At 48.5% G+C, this 20,445-nt stretch carries 17 protein-coding genes; 12 read left to right on the plus strand and 5 right to left on the minus strand.

The annotated features are described in order from the left end of the window. Window positions 1-165: 165 nt before the first annotated feature. Complete coding sequence (locus DW096_RS14530; protein WP_118931086.1) at window positions 166-567, minus strand: response regulator; 402 nt, start codon at window positions 565-567, stop codon at window positions 166-168. Between the two features lie 87 nt (window positions 568-654). On the opposite strand from DW096_RS14530, the gene DW096_RS14535 reads away from it, so the two are divergent. From DW096_RS14535 to DW096_RS14560, 6 genes are all read left to right on the plus strand, one after another. Then, on the plus strand, window positions 655-2,289 hold the full coding sequence (locus DW096_RS14535; RefSeq protein ID WP_118931087.1) for an ABC-F family ATP-binding cassette domain-containing protein: 1,635 nt from the start codon (window positions 655-657) through the stop codon (window positions 2,287-2,289). Between the two features lie 83 nt (window positions 2,290-2,372). Beyond that, on the plus strand, window positions 2,373-3,749 hold the full coding sequence (locus DW096_RS14540; protein WP_118931088.1) for an FAD-dependent oxidoreductase: 1,377 nt from the start codon (window positions 2,373-2,375) through the stop codon (window positions 3,747-3,749). A gap of 62 nt (window positions 3,750-3,811) precedes the next feature. Next, complete coding sequence (locus DW096_RS14545; protein ID WP_118931089.1) at window positions 3,812-4,222, plus strand: DUF6769 family protein; 411 nt, start codon at window positions 3,812-3,814, stop codon at window positions 4,220-4,222. Window positions 4,223-4,341: 119 nt separating this feature from the next. Beyond that, window positions 4,342-5,562, plus strand: coding sequence for an efflux RND transporter periplasmic adaptor subunit (locus DW096_RS14550; RefSeq protein WP_005833077.1), 1,221 nt, complete (start codon window positions 4,342-4,344; stop codon window positions 5,560-5,562). Between the two features lie 168 nt (window positions 5,563-5,730). Beyond that, a complete protein-coding gene (locus tag DW096_RS14555) occupies window positions 5,731-8,853 on the plus strand; it encodes an efflux RND transporter permease subunit (protein WP_005827071.1) in 3,123 nt (1,040 codons plus the stop codon). Further along, window positions 8,846-10,072: a TolC family protein gene (locus tag DW096_RS14560; protein WP_005827073.1), complete on the plus strand. Its 1,227-nt coding sequence runs from the start codon at window positions 8,846-8,848 to the stop codon at window positions 10,070-10,072. Before DW096_RS14555 ends, DW096_RS14560 begins: the two co-directional genes overlap by 8 nt. 56 nt (window positions 10,073-10,128) lie before the next feature. On the opposite strand, the gene DW096_RS14565 is transcribed toward DW096_RS14560, so the two are convergent. The 4 genes from DW096_RS14565 to DW096_RS14580 form a co-directional block, all read right to left on the minus strand. Further along, entirely contained in the window at window positions 10,129-11,361 is a 1,233-nt protein-coding gene (locus DW096_RS14565) for a serpin family protein (protein ID WP_005827075.1), read from the minus strand. A 277-nt stretch (window positions 11,362-11,638) separates the two neighbouring features. Next, window positions 11,639-13,096 (minus strand): rRNA cytosine-C5-methyltransferase, encoded by a 1,458-nt coding sequence (locus tag DW096_RS14570; RefSeq protein ID WP_005827081.1) that lies wholly within the window; start codon window positions 13,094-13,096, stop codon window positions 11,639-11,641. A gap of 90 nt (window positions 13,097-13,186) precedes the next feature. Continuing rightward, window positions 13,187-15,610, minus strand: coding sequence for a TonB-dependent receptor (locus DW096_RS14575; protein WP_005827082.1), 2,424 nt, complete (start codon window positions 15,608-15,610; stop codon window positions 13,187-13,189). Between the two features lie 64 nt (window positions 15,611-15,674). Beyond that, a complete protein-coding gene (locus DW096_RS14580) occupies window positions 15,675-16,016 on the minus strand; it encodes a hypothetical protein (RefSeq protein WP_008664012.1) in 342 nt (113 codons plus the stop codon). A 255-nt stretch (window positions 16,017-16,271) separates the two neighbouring features. Between DW096_RS14580 and DW096_RS14590 the strand changes: the two genes are divergently transcribed. The 6 genes from DW096_RS14590 to DW096_RS14615 all read left to right on the plus strand — a co-directional run bounded on the left by DW096_RS14590 (window position 16,272) and on the right by DW096_RS14615 (window position 20,443). Continuing rightward, a complete protein-coding gene (locus DW096_RS14590) occupies window positions 16,272-16,895 on the plus strand; it encodes a DUF6249 domain-containing protein (protein WP_005833085.1) in 624 nt (207 codons plus the stop codon). Continuing rightward, entirely contained in the window at window positions 16,892-17,437 is a 546-nt protein-coding gene (locus DW096_RS14595) for an RNA polymerase sigma factor (protein ID WP_009037971.1), read from the plus strand. Before DW096_RS14590 ends, DW096_RS14595 begins: the two co-directional genes overlap by 4 nt. Continuing rightward, on the plus strand, window positions 17,424-17,750 hold the full coding sequence (locus tag DW096_RS14600; RefSeq protein WP_005827095.1) for a DUF5056 domain-containing protein: 327 nt from the start codon (window positions 17,424-17,426) through the stop codon (window positions 17,748-17,750). The genes DW096_RS14595 and DW096_RS14600 overlap by 14 nt, the downstream gene beginning before the upstream one ends. A 62-nt stretch (window positions 17,751-17,812) precedes the next feature. Next, window positions 17,813-19,042, plus strand: coding sequence for a cardiolipin synthase (gene cls, locus DW096_RS14605; RefSeq protein WP_005833088.1), 1,230 nt, complete (start codon window positions 17,813-17,815; stop codon window positions 19,040-19,042). Between the two features lie 72 nt (window positions 19,043-19,114). After that, window positions 19,115-19,909, plus strand: coding sequence for a thymidylate synthase (locus DW096_RS14610; RefSeq protein ID WP_005827101.1), 795 nt, complete (start codon window positions 19,115-19,117; stop codon window positions 19,907-19,909). A gap of 45 nt (window positions 19,910-19,954) precedes the next feature. Then, window positions 19,955-20,443 (plus strand): dihydrofolate reductase, encoded by a 489-nt coding sequence (locus DW096_RS14615; RefSeq protein WP_008664019.1) that lies wholly within the window; start codon window positions 19,955-19,957, stop codon window positions 20,441-20,443. Window positions 20,444-20,445 lie beyond the last annotated feature (2 nt).

A 20,445-nucleotide genomic window follows, 5' to 3' on the forward strand; every position in this document is an offset into this window, starting at 1 on the left:
ACCAAGTTCCGCAAAGACTCTGCAACAACTGTAGCAGACCTATTTGTCTCCCCCCGTTTTTAATATTTATGCCATCACCCATTCAAACAAATGCACAAAAAAAGAACTGAATGACAAACAGTTACATGCTTCATCATCCAGTATTCTCTTTATATCAGTAAAATCTTACCAAACCAATTTAGGCAGATAACGGCTCAAGCACGTACGCAAAGCAGACAAAGTGATAGGTTTCACCAATACTTCTGAGGCTCCGCATTCCAAAGCTTTTTCACGGTCGGCAGTAAAAGCGTAAGCGGTCTGCATGATGATGGGAAGATTCTTATCCTCCCTACGTATAATTACCGTAGCATCCAGGCCGTTCATAATAGGCATTTTTATATCCATCAGAATAGCTTCCGCTTTACCCCGGTTCTCTTCGAACAAATTTACAATCTCCTCACCATTCTTTGCCCATAGTATCTCGCATTTCTTGCCGATGATAGCCTTTATCAGTTTAAAGTTACTATCATCATCTTCCGCAACCAGAATAAGCGGACGGTAATCTCCTGACACTTTTTCTATTTCCATGACCTATGCGTTTTGTTTATATAGGGGCAAAGATATAAAAAATAATAGATTTGCACTATCTTTGCACCTCATTTAAAAAAATATATAATGATTTCTATAGACGGACTCGCCGTAGAATTCGGCGGAACTACTTTATTCAGTGACGTATCTTTCGTTATCAACGAAAAAGACCGTATCGCCCTGATGGGTAAAAATGGAGCGGGGAAAAGTACATTATTGAAAATCCTGGCAGGTGTAAGACAACCTACCCGTGGAAAAATCTCAGCCCCCAAGGACAGTGTCATAGCTTACCTTCCACAACACCTTATGACGGAAGACGGACGTACCGTATTCCAGGAAGCGGCGCAAGCCTTTGCCCACCTGCATGAAATGGAAGCTGAAATAGAGCGCCTCAACAAGGAACTGGAAACGCGTACCGACTACGAAAGCGACAGCTACATGGAACTTATCGATAATGTCTCCGCCTTAAGCGAAAAGTTCTATGCCATCGACTCCACCAATTACGAAGAGGATGTGGAAAAAGCACTGCTCGGACTGGGCTTTGTACGCGAAGACTTCAACCGCCAGACCAGTGACTTCAGCGGTGGATGGCGCATGCGCATCGAGCTTGCCAAGCTGTTGCTGCAAAAACCTGACGTGCTGTTGCTAGACGAGCCTACCAACCATCTGGACATAGAATCCATACAATGGCTGGAAGATTTCCTTATCAGCAATGGAAAGGCTGTCATCGTCATCAGCCACGACCGTAAATTCGTAGACAACATCACCACCCGTACCATTGAAGTGACCATGGGACGGATATACGATTACAAAGTAAACTACTCCAAATACCTGGAACTCCGCAAGGAACGCCGCGAACAGCAACAGAAAGCCTACGACGACCAGCAGAAGTTCATTGCCGAAACCAAGGAATTCATCGAACGGTTCAAAGGCACCTACTCCAAAACCCTGCAAGTGCAAAGCCGCGTAAAAATGCTGGAGAAGCTGGAACTGCTGGAAGTGGATGAAGAAGACACTTCAGCGTTACGCCTCAAATTCCCTCCTTCTCCCCGCTCAGGCAATTATCCCGTCATCATGGAGGGAGTAGGGAAAAGTTACGGTGACCATGTGGTCTTCAAGAATGCCAACCTCACCATAGAACGGGGAGACAAGGTTGCTTTCGTTGGTAAGAACGGTGAAGGAAAGTCAACGTTAGTGAAGTGCATCATGAAGGAAATAGAACATGAAGGCACCCTCACGATAGGACACAACGTGCAGATTGGATATTTCGCACAAAACCAGGCCTCATTGTTGGATGAGAACCTGACCGTATTCCAGACCATCGACGATGTGGCAAAAGGAGAAATCCGCAACAAGATACGCGACCTGCTGGGTGCCTTCATGTTCGGTGGCCCCGAAGAGTCCATGAAGAAGGTCAAGGTGCTTTCCGGTGGAGAGCGCACGCGCCTCGCCATGATAAAGCTTTTGCTCGAACCGGTGAATCTGCTGATACTGGACGAACCGACCAACCATCTGGACATGAAAACCAAAGATATCCTGAAGCAAGCGTTACTGGATTTTGACGGTACCCTTATCCTCGTCAGCCACGACCGTGACTTCCTGGACGGACTGGTAAGCAAGGTATATGAATTCGGCAACAAACAAGTGAAAGAGCACTTGAGCGGCATCTACGAATTCCTTGAAAAGAAGAAAATGGACTCCCTCCGCGAACTGGAACGATAAGCATCTGCTAAACCCGGCGTCCGAACAAATGGCCGATACATATTGTTTTCATTTTACTAAACACTTAACTAAGAGATATTAAAATGAAACAATATGATGCCATCATAATAGGATTCGGCAAGGGCGGCAAGTTATTGGCCGCCGAACTGGCCGAACGGAATTGGAAAGTAGCCATCGTGGAACGTTCCCCTCAGATGTACGGAGGAACATGTGTAAACGTAGGATGTATCCCTACCAAAGCTCTGATTCACGAATCGGAATATGCGGAAAAAAGATACTATGACGATTATAAGAACCAGTCCAAACTGTATGCACTTGCCGTGGCGCGGAAAGACAAGCTTGTATCCTTCCTGCGTGAGAAAAATTATGAAAATGTAAAAAACAAGCCTAATATAACCCTCTATGACGGAACTGCTTCTTTCTTGTCCGAAAATACAATCCGTATAGTCTCCGGCAAGGACGAAACGATTCTTGAGGGAAAAGAGATATTCATCAACACCGGGTCCACCCCTATCCTGCCTGCCATCGACGGACTCAAGGAGAGCAAGTACGTATATACCAGTGAGACCTTGCTGCAATCGAACAAACTGCCCGCACACCTGCTCGTCATCGGCGGCGGTGCTGTCGGATTGGAGTTTGCCACTATGTATGCAGGCTTTGGAAGCCATGTCACACTGCTGGAAGCGGGAAACCGCTTTCTGCCTAAAGTGGACCGCGACATTGCCGCCTCCATGCTGGAAGCATTGAACCGAAAACGTATCAATGTCCGGTTGAACGCCCGTGTCCAATCCGTGTACGACACAGCCGAAGGAATAACTCTGACCTATACGGACAGTGCAAACGGCACTCCCTACTACCTGAAAGGAGATGCCTTGCTGGTAGCCATCGGCCGCAAGCCTATGACTGCAGAGCTGAATCTGGAAAAAGCGGGTATACAAACAGACAAGCGGGGAGCCATCGTTGTCGACAACCAATTACGGACTACAGCCCCACACGTATGGGTCCTGGGGGACGTAAAAGGAGACGAACAGTTCGACTACTTGTCCATCGATGATTTCCGTATCATCCGTAATCAACTCTTTGAAAACAAAAAAAGGAGTACAAAAGACCGGTATCCAATCCCCTTTGCCATTTTCACCGACCCACCGCTGGCACATATAGGACTGACGGAAGAGGAAGCGATGAAGAACGGTTATTCCATACATGTGGCACGTATCCCTGCTGCCATGATTCCACGTGCCCGTACGCTACACAGCATAGACGGTATGCTCAAAGCTATTGTAGACATCCATACCGGACGGATTCTGGGTTGTACCCTACTTTGTGCCGATGCACCAGAAGTAATCAATACCGTAGCATCAATCATGAAAACGGGACAGCGTTACCATTTCCTGCGGGACTTCATTTTCACCCACCCCAGCATGAATGAGGGATTGAATATGTTATTCAAACCTTTTTAGCATTTTCTATTTGGTAATTAAGTCCTTAACCTCTATCTTTGCATCCGTCCAAAGATAGAGGAATGAAAAAGAAACAGTACATAACCTATATTCTTTTTTTCATCAGCTTGATAATGCTGGTGATACCCGTCATTCCCCACCATCATCATGCCGACGGAATGATATGCATGAAGAATGATATCACCGCCGATTGCTGCGGACACCGTCATAGCCCGGGCAACGAGCACTGCTGTTGCGACACGGGATGCATGACAACCCACTTTGTACAACAGACGCCCAGCTCTTCCAATGATGTGTGTGCACATCCGGATGCCTTGTGGGCAGTCACCCTACTCATTGAACCTTTTTCCAAGTTACTCATCCTACCCGAGTTTGACATAAGCAGGCAGGAGTATATCTATCTGGAATCTCTTCATAGCACATTTATCATATGTGCTACGGGACTTCGTGCCCCTCCGTCTCTTCTTGCTTAACTGTTACCGGAACATCACCGGGACAGATTTCTATCCGGCATAAGGAACAATGCAATTTGGTTGCACGCCCTATGCCCTAACTTTGTATTCAAAATCAAAAAGTAAGAACAAATATCATCATGAAAAAAGTTATTTTCATGGGAGTCTTGGGATTATTCCTTTTAGGCTCCTGTAACAGTAAGTCCGGAGACAGCCACGAAGGACATAATCACGAAACAGAAGAGCACAATCATGACGGACATGACCACGAGGGACATGACCACGAACATGAGGGACACAACCATGAGCACGAAGAGCAGGAAAACCATGCCGGAGGAAGCGATGAAATCATCCTGCCACCAGCAAAGGCGCAAGCTGCCGGCGTAGCAGTCAGCACTGTTGAACCGGGTAGTTTCCATCAAGTCATCAAGACCAGCGGCCAGGTGATGGCAGCCCAGGGAGACGAGAGCGTAGCCGTAGCTACAGTAGCAGGCGTGGTTTCCTTCAAGGGAAAAGTTATCGAAGGAATGAGTGTCAGCAAAGGTACTCCTTTGGTGGTATTGTCATCCAAAAACATGGCCGACGGAGACCCGGTGCAGAAAGCCCGGATAGCCTACGAGGTTTCCAAAAAAGAATACGAGCGTATGAAAGCGCTTGTAGGCAACAAAATCGTATCTGAAAAGGAATTCGCGCAAGCCGAACAGATTTACGAAAATGCCCGTATCAGTTACGAGGCAGTCGCAAAGAACCATTCGGCAAGCGGCCAGGCTGTTGTTTCTCCCATCAGCGGTTATGTGAAGAATCTGTTGGTGAAAGAAGGGGACTACGTCAGCGTCGGCCAGCCGTTGGTAAGCGTCACCCAGAACCGCAAGCTTTTCCTGCGTGCGGATGTATCCGAAAAGTACTATCCTTACCTAAACAGCATCGGTTCTGCCAACTTCTGTACTCCTTATAATAATAAGGTATATACATTGAAAGAACTGGGCGGGCGCATGCTTTCTTATGGAAAGGCTTCGGGTGAGAACGGATATTATGTACCCGTAACTTTTGAATTCGACAATAAGGGAGACGTTATTCCCGGCTCGTTTGTAGAAGTATTCCTATTATCCTCACCAATGGAGAACGTGTTGTCTCTTCCTCACAGTGCGCTGACCGAGGAACAAGGCAGCTTCTTTGTCTACCTGCAACTGGATGAAGAGGGCTACAAAAAACAGCTTGTCACCCTGGGTGCCGACAATGGCGAAAGTGTACAAATCCTTTCCGGCATAAAAGCAGGCGATCGCGTCGTAACCCAAGGAGCCTATCAAGTGAAGCTGGCATCGGCAACGAATGCTATTCCGGCACATAGCCATGAACACTAATCTCATGTACAATTTGACAATTTACAAAGTACCATTTCGCTATGCAGTATAAGGGCTACGTGACGAATGGGGAGTGTAAAGTCAGATAAACAAGAAATATTAGATAAAACAGCAAGTGCGGCTGACATTGCGCAGCCCAATTGTACATTGTAAATAGTAAATAAAAAGATGTTAAACAAAATAATTGGTTTTTCTCTTCAGAACCGCATCCTGGTGCTGGTAGCATCGGTGCTGTTGCTGATTGGCGGTACTTATACCGCCATGCATACGGAAGTGGATGTGTTCCCTGACCTCAATGCGCCGACCGTGGTCATCATGACCGAAGCAAATGGTATGGCAGCAGAGGAAGTGGAACAGCTGGTCACTTTTCCCGTAGAAACGGCTGTAAACGGTGCAACGGGTGTGCGCCGTGTACGCTCTTCCTCAACGAACGGTTTTTCTGTAGTCTGGGTAGAATTCGACTGGGATACAGATATCTATCTTGCCCGGCAGATTGTCAGTGAGAAGCTGGCAGTCGTCAGCGAATCCTTACCGGCCAACGTAGGCAAGCCGACACTAGGCCCACAATCGTCCATTTTGGGCGAGATGCTGATTGTAGGTCTGACAGCAGATTCGACCTCTATGCTGGATTTGCGTACCATTGCCGACTGGACCATACGTCCCCGCCTGCTCTCTACGGGCGGTGTGGCACAAGTTGCCGTACTGGGTGGCGACATCAAGGAATATCAAGTGCAGCTGGACCCGGAACGGATGCGCCATTACGGCGTGACATTGAGCGAAGTGATGAACATCACCCGCGAAATGAACCTGAATGCCAATGGTGGAGTACTCTATGAATATGGCAATGAATATATCGTACGCGGCGTACTTTCTACCGACAAGGTAGACCAGATAGCCAAGGCCGTGGTGCGGAGCAACGGAGTCTCCGGCGCCCCTATCCTGCTGGAAGATATTGCCGACGTTCAAATCGGAGCCAAACTTCCTAAACTGGGTACCGCCTCGGAACGCGGTAAGCATGCCGTACTGCTGACAGTCACCAAGCAACCCGCCACAAGCACGCTGGAGCTTACAGACAAACTGGAAGCTTCCCTGCAAGACCTGCAGAAGAATCTACCGGCGGACGTAAAGGTTTCCACAGACATCTTCCGTCAAAGCCGTTTCATCGAAAGTTCCATCGGAAACGTTCAGAAGTCGTTGTTGGAGGGAGGTATTTTCGTTGTCATCGTGCTTTTCCTGTTCCTTGCCAACGTACGTACCACAGTCATCTCGCTGGTGACACTGCCGTTGTCACTGATTGCCTCCATCCTTGCCCTGCACTATATGGGCTTTACGATAAATACCATGAGCCTGGGAGGTATGGCTATCGCCATCGGTTCGCTGGTGGATGATGCCATCGTGGACGTGGAGAATGTCTACAAGCGTTTGCACGAAAACCGACTGAAACCTGCCGGCGAGCAACTTCCTATTCTGGAAGTGGTGTTCAATGCTTCGAAAGAAGTGCGTATGCCTATCCTCAATTCAACGCTGATCATCATTGTCAGCTTCGTACCACTGTTCTTCCTTAGTGGTATGGAAGGTAGGATGTTGGTACCACTAGGCATTGCATTCATCGTGGCATTGGCGGCTTCAACCGTTGTGGCACTGACCGTAACGCCGGTACTTTGCTCCTATCTATTGGGAAAAGAGAAAACGAAAAAACAAAATAACGAAAACAGCGATTCTGCCGTAGCACGCAAGATGAAGCAATGGTATGGTTCAGCACTGACTTTTGTATTGGGGCATAAGAAAGGGGTACTTGGAGGTATTATCGGACTATTTGTAGTGGCACTCGGCTGTTTCTTCACCCTGGGCCGCTCGTTCCTGCCGCCTTTCAATGAAGGTTCGTTCACCATCAATATCTCCTCGCTTCCGGGTATCTCCCTGGAAGAAAGCGACAAGATGGGGCACCGTGCCGAGGAGCTGCTGCTCTCCATCCCCGAAATACAGACCGTGGCCCGTAAAACGGGACGTGCAGAGCTGGACGAACACGCTCTGGGAGTAAACGTCTCTGAGATCGAGGCACCGTTTGAGTTGAAAGACCGCTCACGCAGCGAGCTCGTGGCAGAAGTCCGCGAAAAACTGGGTACCATTGTAGGGGCAAACGTGGAAATAGGCCAGCCTATCAGCCACCGTATAGACGCCATGCTATCCGGTACAAAGGCGAACATCGCCATCAAACTGTTCGGCGACGATCTGAACCGCATGTTCACTCTGGGCAATGAAATCAAGAGTGCCATCCAGGGTATTCCCGGTATTGCTGACCTGAACGTGGAACAGCAGATTGAGCGTCCGCAACTTGTCATTTCACCCAAACGGGAAATGCTTGCCAAATACGGCATTTCACTGCCCGAATTTTCGGAGTTTGTCAATGTCTGCCTGGCCGGTGAAGCCGTTTCCCAAGTTTACGAAAAGGGAAAGAGCTTCGACCTGACCGTACGCGTGAAAGACAACCTACGCGACGAAATGGAAAAAATACGCAACTTGATGATTGATACGGGCGACGGACAGAAAATTCCACTGAACTATGTAGCGGAAATCCGCTCGGCCATGGGTCCGAACACCATCAGCCGCGAGAATGTAAAGCGTAAAATCGTCATCTCCGCCAACGTGGCCGACCGCGACCTGCGAAGTGTAGTCAATGATATACAAGCCCAGGTAGACGCACAAATCAAACTGCCGGAAGGATACCACATCGAATACGGCGGACAATTCGAAAGCGAGCAGGCAGCAAGCCGCACGCTGGCACTTACTTCGTTCATGTCCATCGTGGTGATATTCCTGCTCCTCTACCATGAATTCCGCAGTGTGAAGGAGAGTGCCATCATCCTTATCAATCTGCCGCTGGCATTGATAGGCGGTGTATTCGCCCTGCTCATCACAACGGGAGAAGTGAGTATCCCCGCCATCATCGGTTTCATCTCACTGTTCGGTATCGCCACCCGAAACGGAATGCTGCTCATCAGCCATTACAACCACTTGCAGCAGGAAGAAGGCTATGGCGTCTACGACAGCGTTATCCGCGGTTCGCTCGACCGTCTGAATCCAATCCTGATGACCGCCCTATCCAGTGCACTGGCACTTATCCCGCTGGCTCTCAGTGGCGACCTGCCGGGCAACGAGATACAAAGCCCGATGGCAAAGGTTATCTTGGGCGGCCTTTTAACATCCACGTTCCTGAACGGTTTCATCATTCCGATTGTTTACCTGATGATGCACCATAACCAACAACCTAAAACGTCAGACAATGAATAAAAGATTTTTCATATTCAGCGCCGCCATCCTCGCTTTTGCGGGGATGAGCGCACAAACGTCCGGCATTGATGCCGTGCTCCAGCAGATAGAGGCCAACAACAAGGAATTGCAGGCTAACTCCCACCTCATTTCCTCACAAAAACTGGAGAACAAGACAAACAACAACCTCCCCGACCCTACACTGTCATACGCCCACCTTTGGGACTCCAAGAACAGTGACGAGACAGTCGGCGAAATGGTCATCTCGCAAAGCTTCGACTTCCCCACGCTTTACGCCACCCGAGGGAAGATGAACCGACTCAAGACAAATGCACTGGATGCACAAGCCACCGCCTTCCGCCAGCAGATATTGTTGCAAGCGAAGGAAGTATGCTTGGACATCATCATGCTGCAACGCCAGCAAGCCCTGCTCGACGAACGGTTGAAGAATGCGGAGGAACTGTCGGCCATGTACACCCGGCGTTTGGAAACGGGAGATGCCAATGCACTGGAAACCAACAAGATTAATCTGGAGTTGCTGAATGTACGCACGGAAGCCCGCATGAACCAGACGGCACTTAACAATAAACTGAAAGAGCTGCTTGTCCTCAACGGAAACCAGCCGCTCACACCGGGACGTCCCAGACCCGATACCACACCCGACGCCCAAACACTCGGATTGACAGAATACCCGGCAGTGCCGTTGCCGGCCGACTTCCACCCGCTGGCCGACGAACTGCTGGCTTCAGACCCCACCCTGCAATCCTTGCAGGGTGAAAGTTCTGCCGCCCGGAAACAGATTTCGGCAAGCAAGCAAGGCTGGCTGCCCAAACTGGAACTGGGTTACCGTAGAAATACCGAATCGGGGCATCCGCTAAACGGTGTAGTAGTAGGCTTCTCTTTCCCGCTTTTCGAAAACCGCAATAAGGTCAAGATAGCCAAGACACAAGCGCTCAACATTGACTACCAAAAGGAGAACGCCGCACTGCAAGCCAGCTCTGCCTTGTGGCAACTCTATGAAGAGGCCAAGAACCTGCACGCTTCCATGGAGGAATACGAGCGCACCTTCCATCAACAGCAAGACCTTTCTTTACTGAAACAAGCACTTATGGGAGGACAAATCAGTATGATTGAATACTTCGTTGAAATATCGGTTGTCTATCAAAGCAAGACAAACCTCCTGCAACTGGAAAACCAGTATCAGAAGGCAATGGCACAGATATACAAGAGCCGGTTATAAATAGAAAGAGCTGTCTGCGGTTGACAGACAGCTCTTTCTATTTCAATATATTGTAGTTATAGTTTTGTGACTTTACCCATAAACAGAATAACTCCCGTACTCTTCTCCTTTATCAGAAAGATGAAAGGACGGTCCACATAGAACGGAATTACCGTACTTGGTCCGGGAGCGGCCACGTCCATTCCTCCGACAGTTACAGCCGCAGCTTCCGTCCCCTCTTCATTCACTTTCACATAAGTGAACTGTTGCAGCAAACTGATAAACAAATCCTCATCCGCCATTCCGGAAAAATCGGCCGATGGAGTAAAAGCCTCCTGCATTCCCATTGCCATCATATCGTCAATGAGTTCTTTATCATATTCCATTTCAAACCGGGGTAACTTAAGGTTCAAGGCAGAGCTTGATAAACTACTGTTCCATTCCCCCCAGCGCTCGTCATTCAGCTGCGGCAGGCACTCATCCAACGATTTTCCCTCTGCCGGCAAGAGCACCACCATACTGAAAGCCTCATTGCCGTAAGGCAACTCTGCCATTGAGAAATACTCATTCTCGGCATAGTTGAATCTCTCGTCACGAAGATTCATCATGTGTACAGTCGATTTGCTTCCGTCAGCATTCGTAAAAGCCTCTTCTGCCGTATCCGATTTTTTGAATTGATTCTTCCAAATCCCCTTGAAATAAAGCGCATTCAACAGATAAAGACGCGCCGTCTCCGGAATCTCATTCAAGACTTTGGGGATGCAATTATTCGTTTTCCCGGCACACCAGCCGTTTATAATGTCCGGAGCCTTGGGAGAGGCAAAATCCAGCTCCTGCACTTGCGCGTCATACATCTTTTTGTTTACGCTTACAAAGTCGTCATGAACACCGAACCCTTTCTTTATCCAGATGGAATTGGCAATTCCCAACTGTGTGGTATTGTCCAAATCGAGCAACGCCTCCACCAGCTTCTTATTATAGTTGTTCATTTCTTCCAACGAATAGCCCGAAAAGCCCAGGACATCTGTCATCTCAGATAGTGTGTTTCCCAACGCTCCATTGGCAATCATAGACAGACAGAGCGAAGCGCTCAAAGGAGAGATGAACAGATTGGGCTTTTCCACCTCAGTTTTACAAACCTGATTAAAGAAACGGAAAGCGAAATCCGTTCCTAAATCCATCATCTCCTGCTCGGCACGGGTCAAGGCAATGTCTTTGCGAGGCTTGGGTTGTGGTGAAGAGTTGTCGTCACTCTGGCAGGCTGCAAGGATACAAAGTAGGCTTAAGGCAGTAATCGTTTTTTTAAGCATAAGCAAATAGTATTAGTTTTAAAACAGTTATCTATATATAGAAAATGCTTGAACAAACAAAATACTGCATTGAAGAAACAATAAAAAATAGTACATTCCTACTCTATTATCATACTGCAAAGTTCTGCATATTTTTTGCAGTCGCACTGCATATGTGTTGCAGCACCACTGCATATGTGTTGCAGTCGCGCTGCATATATATTTGCAGTGTCACTGCAACAGCTCTGCAGTGCTACTGCAAAATATATACAGCAGCTTTGCAGTAACGTGATTGATTTCACCCGGTTATTGTTGCCAATTCCAGCACCCCTTCCGGCAAATATCCGCTGCGTATGCGCCATTCCTGGGGATAAAGATTATTGGCACGGTTACCTATATTCTTGACAAATCCTAGAGGTATCTGTTTGTAGGTGAGCAAGACAATGCCGCGCGGAGCAGTCTCCGAAAGGACAACAGCCTCCTTGCGCAGATAGCTGATGGCCTGCTCGCGGCCTATCTCTTCATGGGCAAAGGCATCCGGATTCAGTGCTATACTCATGGCGAGCCCATGAGCAGGCATCCAGTCTTTTCCTTTCAACTCGGCAACATCTACCCCAGCCTGCACGATACGGAGTGACGAACGCAAAGCCGACAGTTCGGAGAGATACGCTTTAGGGAAAGCGCTGACGTTGTTGCCATTGACGATAAATTCGTAATTATCCGGAACCGCAAACCACTCATGCAGTGCCGAAAGCTGTTCTTTGGAAACACCCGGAGTTTTCGCTCCTTTTCCTTGAGGTTTTCTTCCTTTTTCCCAGGATTTCACCTGCCCGGCCCAGGTATTCCCATCGCTCACGCCCGGTTTGCGGAGAACTGCCAAAAAGAATCCTTCCCCCTTCGTCCGATGGGGCAGGAAACGATAGGCGGGAAAGTCCTCTCCCGACAATAGATTACCCGTAATATTCCAGTCAGTAGAAATTTCCAACGGCAATACCTCCGCCCCGAATTCATCCCGTATCCAACGGATGTTCTCTTCGTTTTCCTTTGTATTATAGGTACAAGTACTGTAGATGAGAATGCCTCCGGACTTCAAGCAAGGCCAGATATCCGTAACGATGCGACGCTGGCGCTGCCAGCAGATTTCCACATTCTCCCCACTCCACTCACTTACCGCAACGGGGTCTTTACGGAACATCCCCTCGCCAGAGCAGGGGACATCCGTCAATATGACGTCGAAGAAGTCCGTCAAGGAAGAAAAATCTGCCGGGTCATTATTAGTGACCACCACACCGGAATGCCCCCACTTCGTAAGATTCTCCGCCAATACCTGCGAGCGGTTGCGGATTACCTCATTGGCCACCAGCAGACTGCCTGCGGGCAACACGCTACGGGCATGCGTGGATTTCCCGCCGGGAGCCGCACAGAGGTCAAGCATCACCACCGGTCCTTCGCCCACATACCGCCTCAAAGCCTGCTCCACAAACATAGACGAAGCCTCCTGCACATAGTAGCAGCCTGCATGAAACAGCGGGTCAAAAGTGAATGTCAGCCGCTTGTCCAGATAGTATCCGGCAGTAGACCAAGGGACATGCCTAAAAGAGGAACGAAAAAGACTGAATGAAGATTCCGGTAATTTATCTTCATTCAGTCGGATACTGACCGGCTGCTCCCCTTCCAGGGCGGCAGCCAGCTTTTCATATTCTTCCACACCCAAGAGGGCGCGTGTATAATCGGTGAAAGATGAGGGTAGCTTCATGCTTTGAACTGTTTTATGGCAGCAAAGATAGTGCAAAATACGTTTCACCAATCTACGGGGCTAAACAAAAAGCACGGTTCAATACTCTTTTTAAAAACTGAGTTTCACCCCTGCAAAATAGGAACGCGGTGCACCCGGTCCGTAGATATAACCGGAATCGCGGCTCGCTCCTTTATCAAAATCTTTCTGATAAGAATTGAATATATTCTGTACACCGGCATTGAGCTGCAAACAGAACCCTTGAAAATCAAAGTCGTAAGCTATCTTTGTTCCAAGCTCAAAGAAGTCCGGACTCTTTACCAATACATCCGCCTCACCGTTCACCTCCGAAAGCAAATGGGGAACGTACATCCGCCCGGTATAATTGCCGTTCAAAGCTATTGAGAAGGCTTTAACCGGCATATAGGTAGCTGTAAAGTAGCCGTAGACGTCGGGAGTACGCAGTATCTTGTCGCTGTAACGTTCTTTCTCCGACAAGTGCTCCTCATCCGCACTCCATTCTTCGGGAGAGTCATAGATACTTCGTTGAAGCGTCAGCCCTGCCTGCAACTGAACCTTATCCTTATAGGCAACCTTTCCTTCCAATGTGCCGCCATACACTTTAGCTCCCGAACCATTGATACGGGTCTGTATCAGATAAGCGCTACCATCCGGGTCTTTCACCGGAGGCGTCAGGACAAACGGGTCGGAAAGTTTCGTGTAGAAGCCTTCCACCAGTAGGTTTGCCTGGAAATCTCCGAAATAGTGGTACCAATCTACCGAAGCATTGAAGCTGCGCGAACGCTCTTCCTTCAATCCTTTGGCGCGGACAATGGAAACCAACTCTCCACCCACATTACTGATATGCAGATCTTCATCAAACGCTTGTGGAGCACGGAATCCCTCAGCATAACTGAAACGGATATTCACATCCTGAGTAGGATTGTAACGGATATTGGCACGGGGACTGAAAACAGCCTTGTCCATGATGCTGTTTTTATCTACGCGCCCGCCAATCAGGAAACTCCACTGTTCGTTCTTCCACTCATTCTGGGCATAGACGCTTGCTATATTCACCACTTGGTTCAACGGGGCGGGGGTATATTTCTCAATCAGTTGTTGCAAGCGGTCACCCGTTGCCGTAGGATCTTCGGCCAAAGCAGCATCACGATACTTCTGTACGTCCGTTGCCTTGTCATGCAGATTGTCGTGATTGAACTCAATGCCTCCGGTCAAATCGGCAGGCATAAACAGACACTTGTCAAAATGATAAATATACTGGGCACCCAGCACACCGGTAAAGTCCGTAGTCATTCCATAAGCGCTGTAATAACTATTGCGCACGATGTGCTGAGCCGAAGCATAGGTACTGAACGTATGTTTCTGGTTTTTGGAGAAAGCCGTGAACTTGAGCCCACCCGTGTTGATGGAATGTTTCAGCTGTTCCACCAGTCCGGGCGCCCCGGTACCGTTCAATCCGGCATCCTCGGCTATATGAGGGGGAAGGCTGAAGCCACTTCCACCACGGCGGAATTCCTCCATATGATGGTATTCAAGGCTCAGCTTGGAATAGGCACTTGTCCGGTAGTAAGCATTCAGACCGACAGTCTGGTTCTTCAGCTTCGGTAATTCGGAAAAACCGTCTCCGTTGGAGTCCCATGCCGAACGATGCCTGCTCTGGCCGTACACATAAGCCCCCATCTTACTGTCCGAAGAAACCAAGGAAAGATTCAGGGTCGTGTTGTTGTCGAACGAGCCGGAACCGTCGAAATTGGAAATGGTATGCGAGAAAGAACCGGAATTGCGAATCGGTTCCTTCGTAATGATATTCACCGTCCCGGCAATGGCCGAAGAACCGAACAAGGCTGAACCACCTCCACGCACCACTTCCACACGCTCTATCATGTTGGCGGGAATCTGTTCCAACCCATACACACCGGCCAGAGAGGAAAAGATGGGACGTGAGTCTATCAATATTTGGGTATATTTCCCATCCAGCCCGTTGATGCGCACTTGTGAATAACCGCAATTCTGGCAATCGGTCTCCACCCGCACACCTGGCTGAAAGGCCAGTCCTTGCGACAAAGTATGCGAGTTTGTCTGCTCAAACAGTTTAGGAGTGACCACTTTGACCAAAGTGGGTGCCAAGCGCCGGGCAGTCTCATTGCGGTTGGCTGTGACTACCACCCCGTCCAGTGCCACCATGTCTTCTTCCAACTCAAAGTTCTCTTCCAAGGTCTTACCACGTTTCAGAACGACTTTGCGCTCCTGCGACTTATAACCTACGGCACTGACGGACAACGTGAACTCACCTTCAGGCAGATTCTTTAGGAAATAGTGACCGGTGGCATCGGTCATGGTCCCGATGGTGGTGCCTTTCAGCGAAACTGTCATATAAGGCAAATGTTCCCTTGTACTTTTTTCTATTACATGACCGACAATATTGGCATCGGTACTCTTCAAATCTTCGGCATAAACGGTTGATGAGAGTAACAGACATACTGCTCCCACCACAAAAAATATATATTTTTTCATGTACTTCTAAAATAATATGTTAATCAATGAGGTTGACGCAATCCCACAACGGAATTGCCTTAATCTATCGGATTTGAAAAAAAGAAGGGGGAGCACGCAGGCAAATACCGCCACGAAGCTTTACACACTTGATGCATTCCGTGGTAAGAATGCTCAGTACACACAACAAAACAAGGAAAACCGTCGCGGCAACCGGAAGCAACGGAAGGGAAGAAGAGACGAAAGAGGCTAGATAGAAAATGGTTTCCAACTGCACCTCTGTATGCTCATGCTGGCCCTTGAATGGATGGGAATGCACAATGATAACACCATTCACCACATGCGAGTGGGTAAACAGCGTAATTCCTCCCAGATAGGCAATGAACAGCAGAGGGAGGAAACACTTCATTATATTCCTCAACTTCATCAAGACTTCCCAATAAAAACAGATGCGCAAAGATAACAGTATTTACAATAAGAAACAACCCGGTTTGTATATTTACCTCTATTTACAGTCGCAAATACCTACTTCTTGTTATTCCGGAAAAAAGACAATAAGACATTTTCACGGAAAAATATCGCCTTATTTCCGGTTTTCTAAAAAAAATATCTTCTCTTTGCAACTTTATAAAGGTGACGACACGTCTAACCAACAAAGAAACAAATTAAAAGACCATAGATTATGAAACGTATCATTTTTGGATTAATGCTCGCCATGATGTTCTGCACACTGGTGCAAGGCGCAAACAGAACCGTAACAGAGAACGACGGTCAGGGGAACAAGAAAAGAGTCATCGAATTGAGAGACACTGTCATCAATGGAGAAACCGTAACAGACACACTCAGCATCATGACTTATGAAAACGGTACCGGCAGTAGCGATGCTCCGGAAAAATGGAGAACCCACCACAGCAGTATGGACTGGAACGGGTTCGACCTCGGGAGCAAGACCTCGGAGACCGTGATTGCCGTAACAGCCATCGTCTTTGTATTCGGACTGCCGCTACTCATCATATTCGTAGTATTCTTCTTCCGCTATAAAAACCGGAAAGCCAAGTACCGCCTGGCGGAACAGGCCCTGGCCAGCGGACAGCAACTGCCTGAAAACTTCTTCAAAGAAGCCGCAGCAACGGATATCCGCAGCAAAGGCATCAACAACATATTCGTCGGCATCGGCCTGTTCATCTTCCTTTGGGCCATTACCGGAGAATTCGGTCTCGGATGTATCGGCTTACTCGTCATGTTCACCGGCTTCGGACAATTGGTGATTTTCTACAGCCAACAGAAGAAGAACGAAGAAAAATGAGTCAGATGGGTGACATATCGTTAGTCGCACAGGTCGTGGTGTTTCACAACACCAGGGCCTTCGACCAGTTGGTAAAGAAGTACCAGTCGCCCGTGCGGCGGTTCTTCCTGCACCAGACCTGCGGCGACAGCGAGTTGAGTGACGACCTGGCACAAGATACGTTTATCAAGGCCTATACAAACATCGCTTCGTTCAAGAATCTGTCCAGCTTCTCAACCTGGCTCTACCGTATTGCCTATAACGTTTTTTATGATTATATTCGCAGCCGGAAAGAAACGGACGATTTGGATACGTACCGAGTGGACGCTCAATGCAGCACACTGCAGCAGGACGTGGGACAGCACATGGACATTTACCGTGCCCTGGCCACACTGAAGGAAATGGAACGCACCTGCATCACGCTCTTCTACATGGAAGACCAAAGCATCGAAAAGATTGCAGGTATCACCGGATGTCCGGCGGGAACGGTAAAAAGCCACCTCTCGCGGGCGAAAGACAAAATGGCTTCCTACTTAAAACAAAATGGTTATGATGGAAAATGATGATAAACTCCTGACTTCATTCTTTGCCGAACACCGGCAGGAAATAGCCGATAACGGGTTCAGCCGCCGCGTACTGCGACATCTGCCCGACCGTAGCCGCCACTTGGCGCAGATATGGACAGCATTCTGCTTTACTCTGGCCCTCGTACTGTTCGTCTCCCTCGACGGAGTGCAGCTGATACTGGACACCTTGCGCGAAACCTTCGATACTGCCATCCGGAGCGGAGCTTCGGAGCTTGACCCCAAGTCGTTAATCATTGCCGGAGTGGTATTGCTCTATTTCGGTTACCGCAAGATTTCATCTATGGCATAGTTGTTTTTCAATGATAAATCGTATCTTTGTCCCCTCATAAAACTAACTAAGAGGAGAAAGTTTTGAGAAAAATTCTATTCATCATATTATTCGTTTTTTCTATTGGGAATGCCGGGGCGCAAGCAACAAGCGATTCCATTGTCATGAATTACTTGAAGGAAATGGGCGCCCCCGTCACTTATAACAATGAAGTGAAATTGCTGATGACCGGCCATGACAAGTTCGTCGATCTCTTCGAGAATATCCGCCATGCCCGGCATCATATCCATTTGGAATACTTCAACTTCCGCAACGACTCCATAGCCAATGCCTTGTTCAGCCTTCTGGCAGAGAAAGTCAAGGAGGGAGTTGAAGTCCGCGCCATGTTCGATGCCTTCGGCAACTGGTCCAACAACCAACCATTGAAAGAACGCCATCTGAAATCCATCCGCGCCCAAGGCATCGAAATCGTTAAGTTCGATCCTATCACTTTTCCCTGGGTGAATCATGCCATACACCGCGACCATCGGAAAATAGTAGTGATTGACGGAAAGATAGGTTATACCGGCGGCATGAACATTGCCGACTACTACATCAACGGATTGCCTAAAATCGGTAAATGGCACGATATGCACATACATCTTGAAGGAGATGCCGTGCGCTATCTGCAGGGCATCTTCCTGACCATGTGGAACCGGGAAACGGGACAACACGTAGGTGGACCTGCCTACTTCCCGGATACTCAGCAACTGCCCGACAGTATTGCCGAAGAAATAGCCATCGTGGACCGCACGCCACGCGAAACACCACGCTCCATCAGCCATGCCTATGCAGCTTCCATACAAGCCGCACAGAAGAGCATCCGAATCGTGAATCCTTATTTCGTTCCGACCAAATCAATCCGCAAGGCAATCAAGAACGCACTGAAAAAAGGTACTGAAGTGGAAATCATGATACCTGCCGTGTCGGACATAGCCTTTACTCCGGATGCCTCATTCTACATAGCACACAAGCTGATGAAGAAAGGAGCCAAGATATATCTCTTCAACGGCGGCTTCCACCATTCCAAGATAATGATGGTAGACAGCACTTTCTGCACGGTGGGTACTGCCAATCTCAACAGCCGCAGCCTGCGCTATGACTACGAGACAAACGCTTTCATCTTCGACCCCAAGATCACCAATGAGCTGAATGCCATGTTCGAACGGGACGTGCAAAACAGTACACTGCTCACTCCCGAAGTCTGGAAAAAGCGTTCCGGATGGAAGAAATTCGTAGGCTGGGTGGGGAACTTGATGACCCCCTTCCTCTAATTTTTAATTATTAATTATTAATTATTAATTAATTCCCCTACCTTTGCGTTCGGATAAAAACAGAGCTACATCATGAAACAATATTTAGACCTGCTGAACCGCGTACTGACCGAAGGCGTAGAGAAAAGCGACCGTACGGGTACCGGCACCATCAGCGTATTCGGCCACCAGATGCGTTTCAACATGGATGAAGGCTTCCCCTGCCTTACTACCAAGAAGCTGCATCTGAAATCAATCATATACGAACTGCTATGGTTCCTCCAAGGAGACACCAATGTGAAATATCTTCAGGACAACGGTGTACGCATCTGGAACGAATGGGCGGACGAAAACGGTGACCTGGGACATATCTACGGGTATCAATGGCGCTCCTGGCCGAACTATAAAGGTGGATTCATCGACCAAATCAGCGAAGCTGTAGAAACCATCAAGCACAATCCCGACTCACGCCGGATTATAGTCAGCGCATGGAATGTAGGCGATTTGGACAACATGAACCTCCCTCCCTGCCACGCTTTCTTCCAGTTCTATGTCGCCAACGGACGGCTGAGCCTGCAACTGTACCAGCGTAGTGCGGACATTTTTTTAGGAGTGCCCTTCAACATTGCTTCCTATGCCCTGCTCCTGCAGATGATGGCGCAAGTCACCGGACTGAAAGCCGGAGATTTCATCCATACCTTAGGAGACGCCCACATCTATCTGAACCATCTGGAGCAGGTAAAGCTCCAACTATCTCGTGAACCGCGGGATTTGCCGCAGATGAGAATCAATCCGGATGTGAAAAACATCTTCGATTTCAAGTTCGAGGATTTTGAGTTGGTCAACTATAACCCGCATCCGCATATTGCAGGGAAAGTGTCAGTATAAATCCTACAATAAAAAGATAGAAAGAGAAAAGAATTTTACACACATATGATTAGTATTATTGCTGCAGTAGACAGAAAGAGAGGTATCGGCTATCAGAACCGGTTGTTATTCTGGCTTCCCAATGATTTGAAGCGTTTCAAAGCCCTCACCACGGGAAATACCATCATCATGGGCCGAAAGACTTTTGAATCTCTCCCCAAAGGTGCGCTTCCCAACCGCCGCAACGTTGTTCTGTCCACTCAAAAAGATTTGATCTGTCCCGGTACAGAAGTTTTTCCCTCATTGGAAGAAGCACTAAGCAGTTGCCAGCCCGACGAACACGTCTACATCATCGGCGGTGCAAGCGTTTATCGCCAGGCACTCCCCTTTGCAGATACCCTCTGCCTGACCGAAGTGGATGCAGAAGCCCCTCAGGTGGACGCCTACTTTCCCGAAGTCGCTCCGACTGTATGGCAAGAAAAAAGCAGGGAGTCCCATCCCGCAGATGAGAAGCATCCCTGCCCTTATGCATTCGTCGATTATATCCACCGGTAAAA

Source organism: Bacteroides sp. AM07-18 (genome assembly GCF_003602695.1).
Taxonomy (GTDB): domain Bacteria; phylum Bacteroidota; class Bacteroidia; order Bacteroidales; family Bacteroidaceae; genus Bacteroides; species Bacteroides uniformis.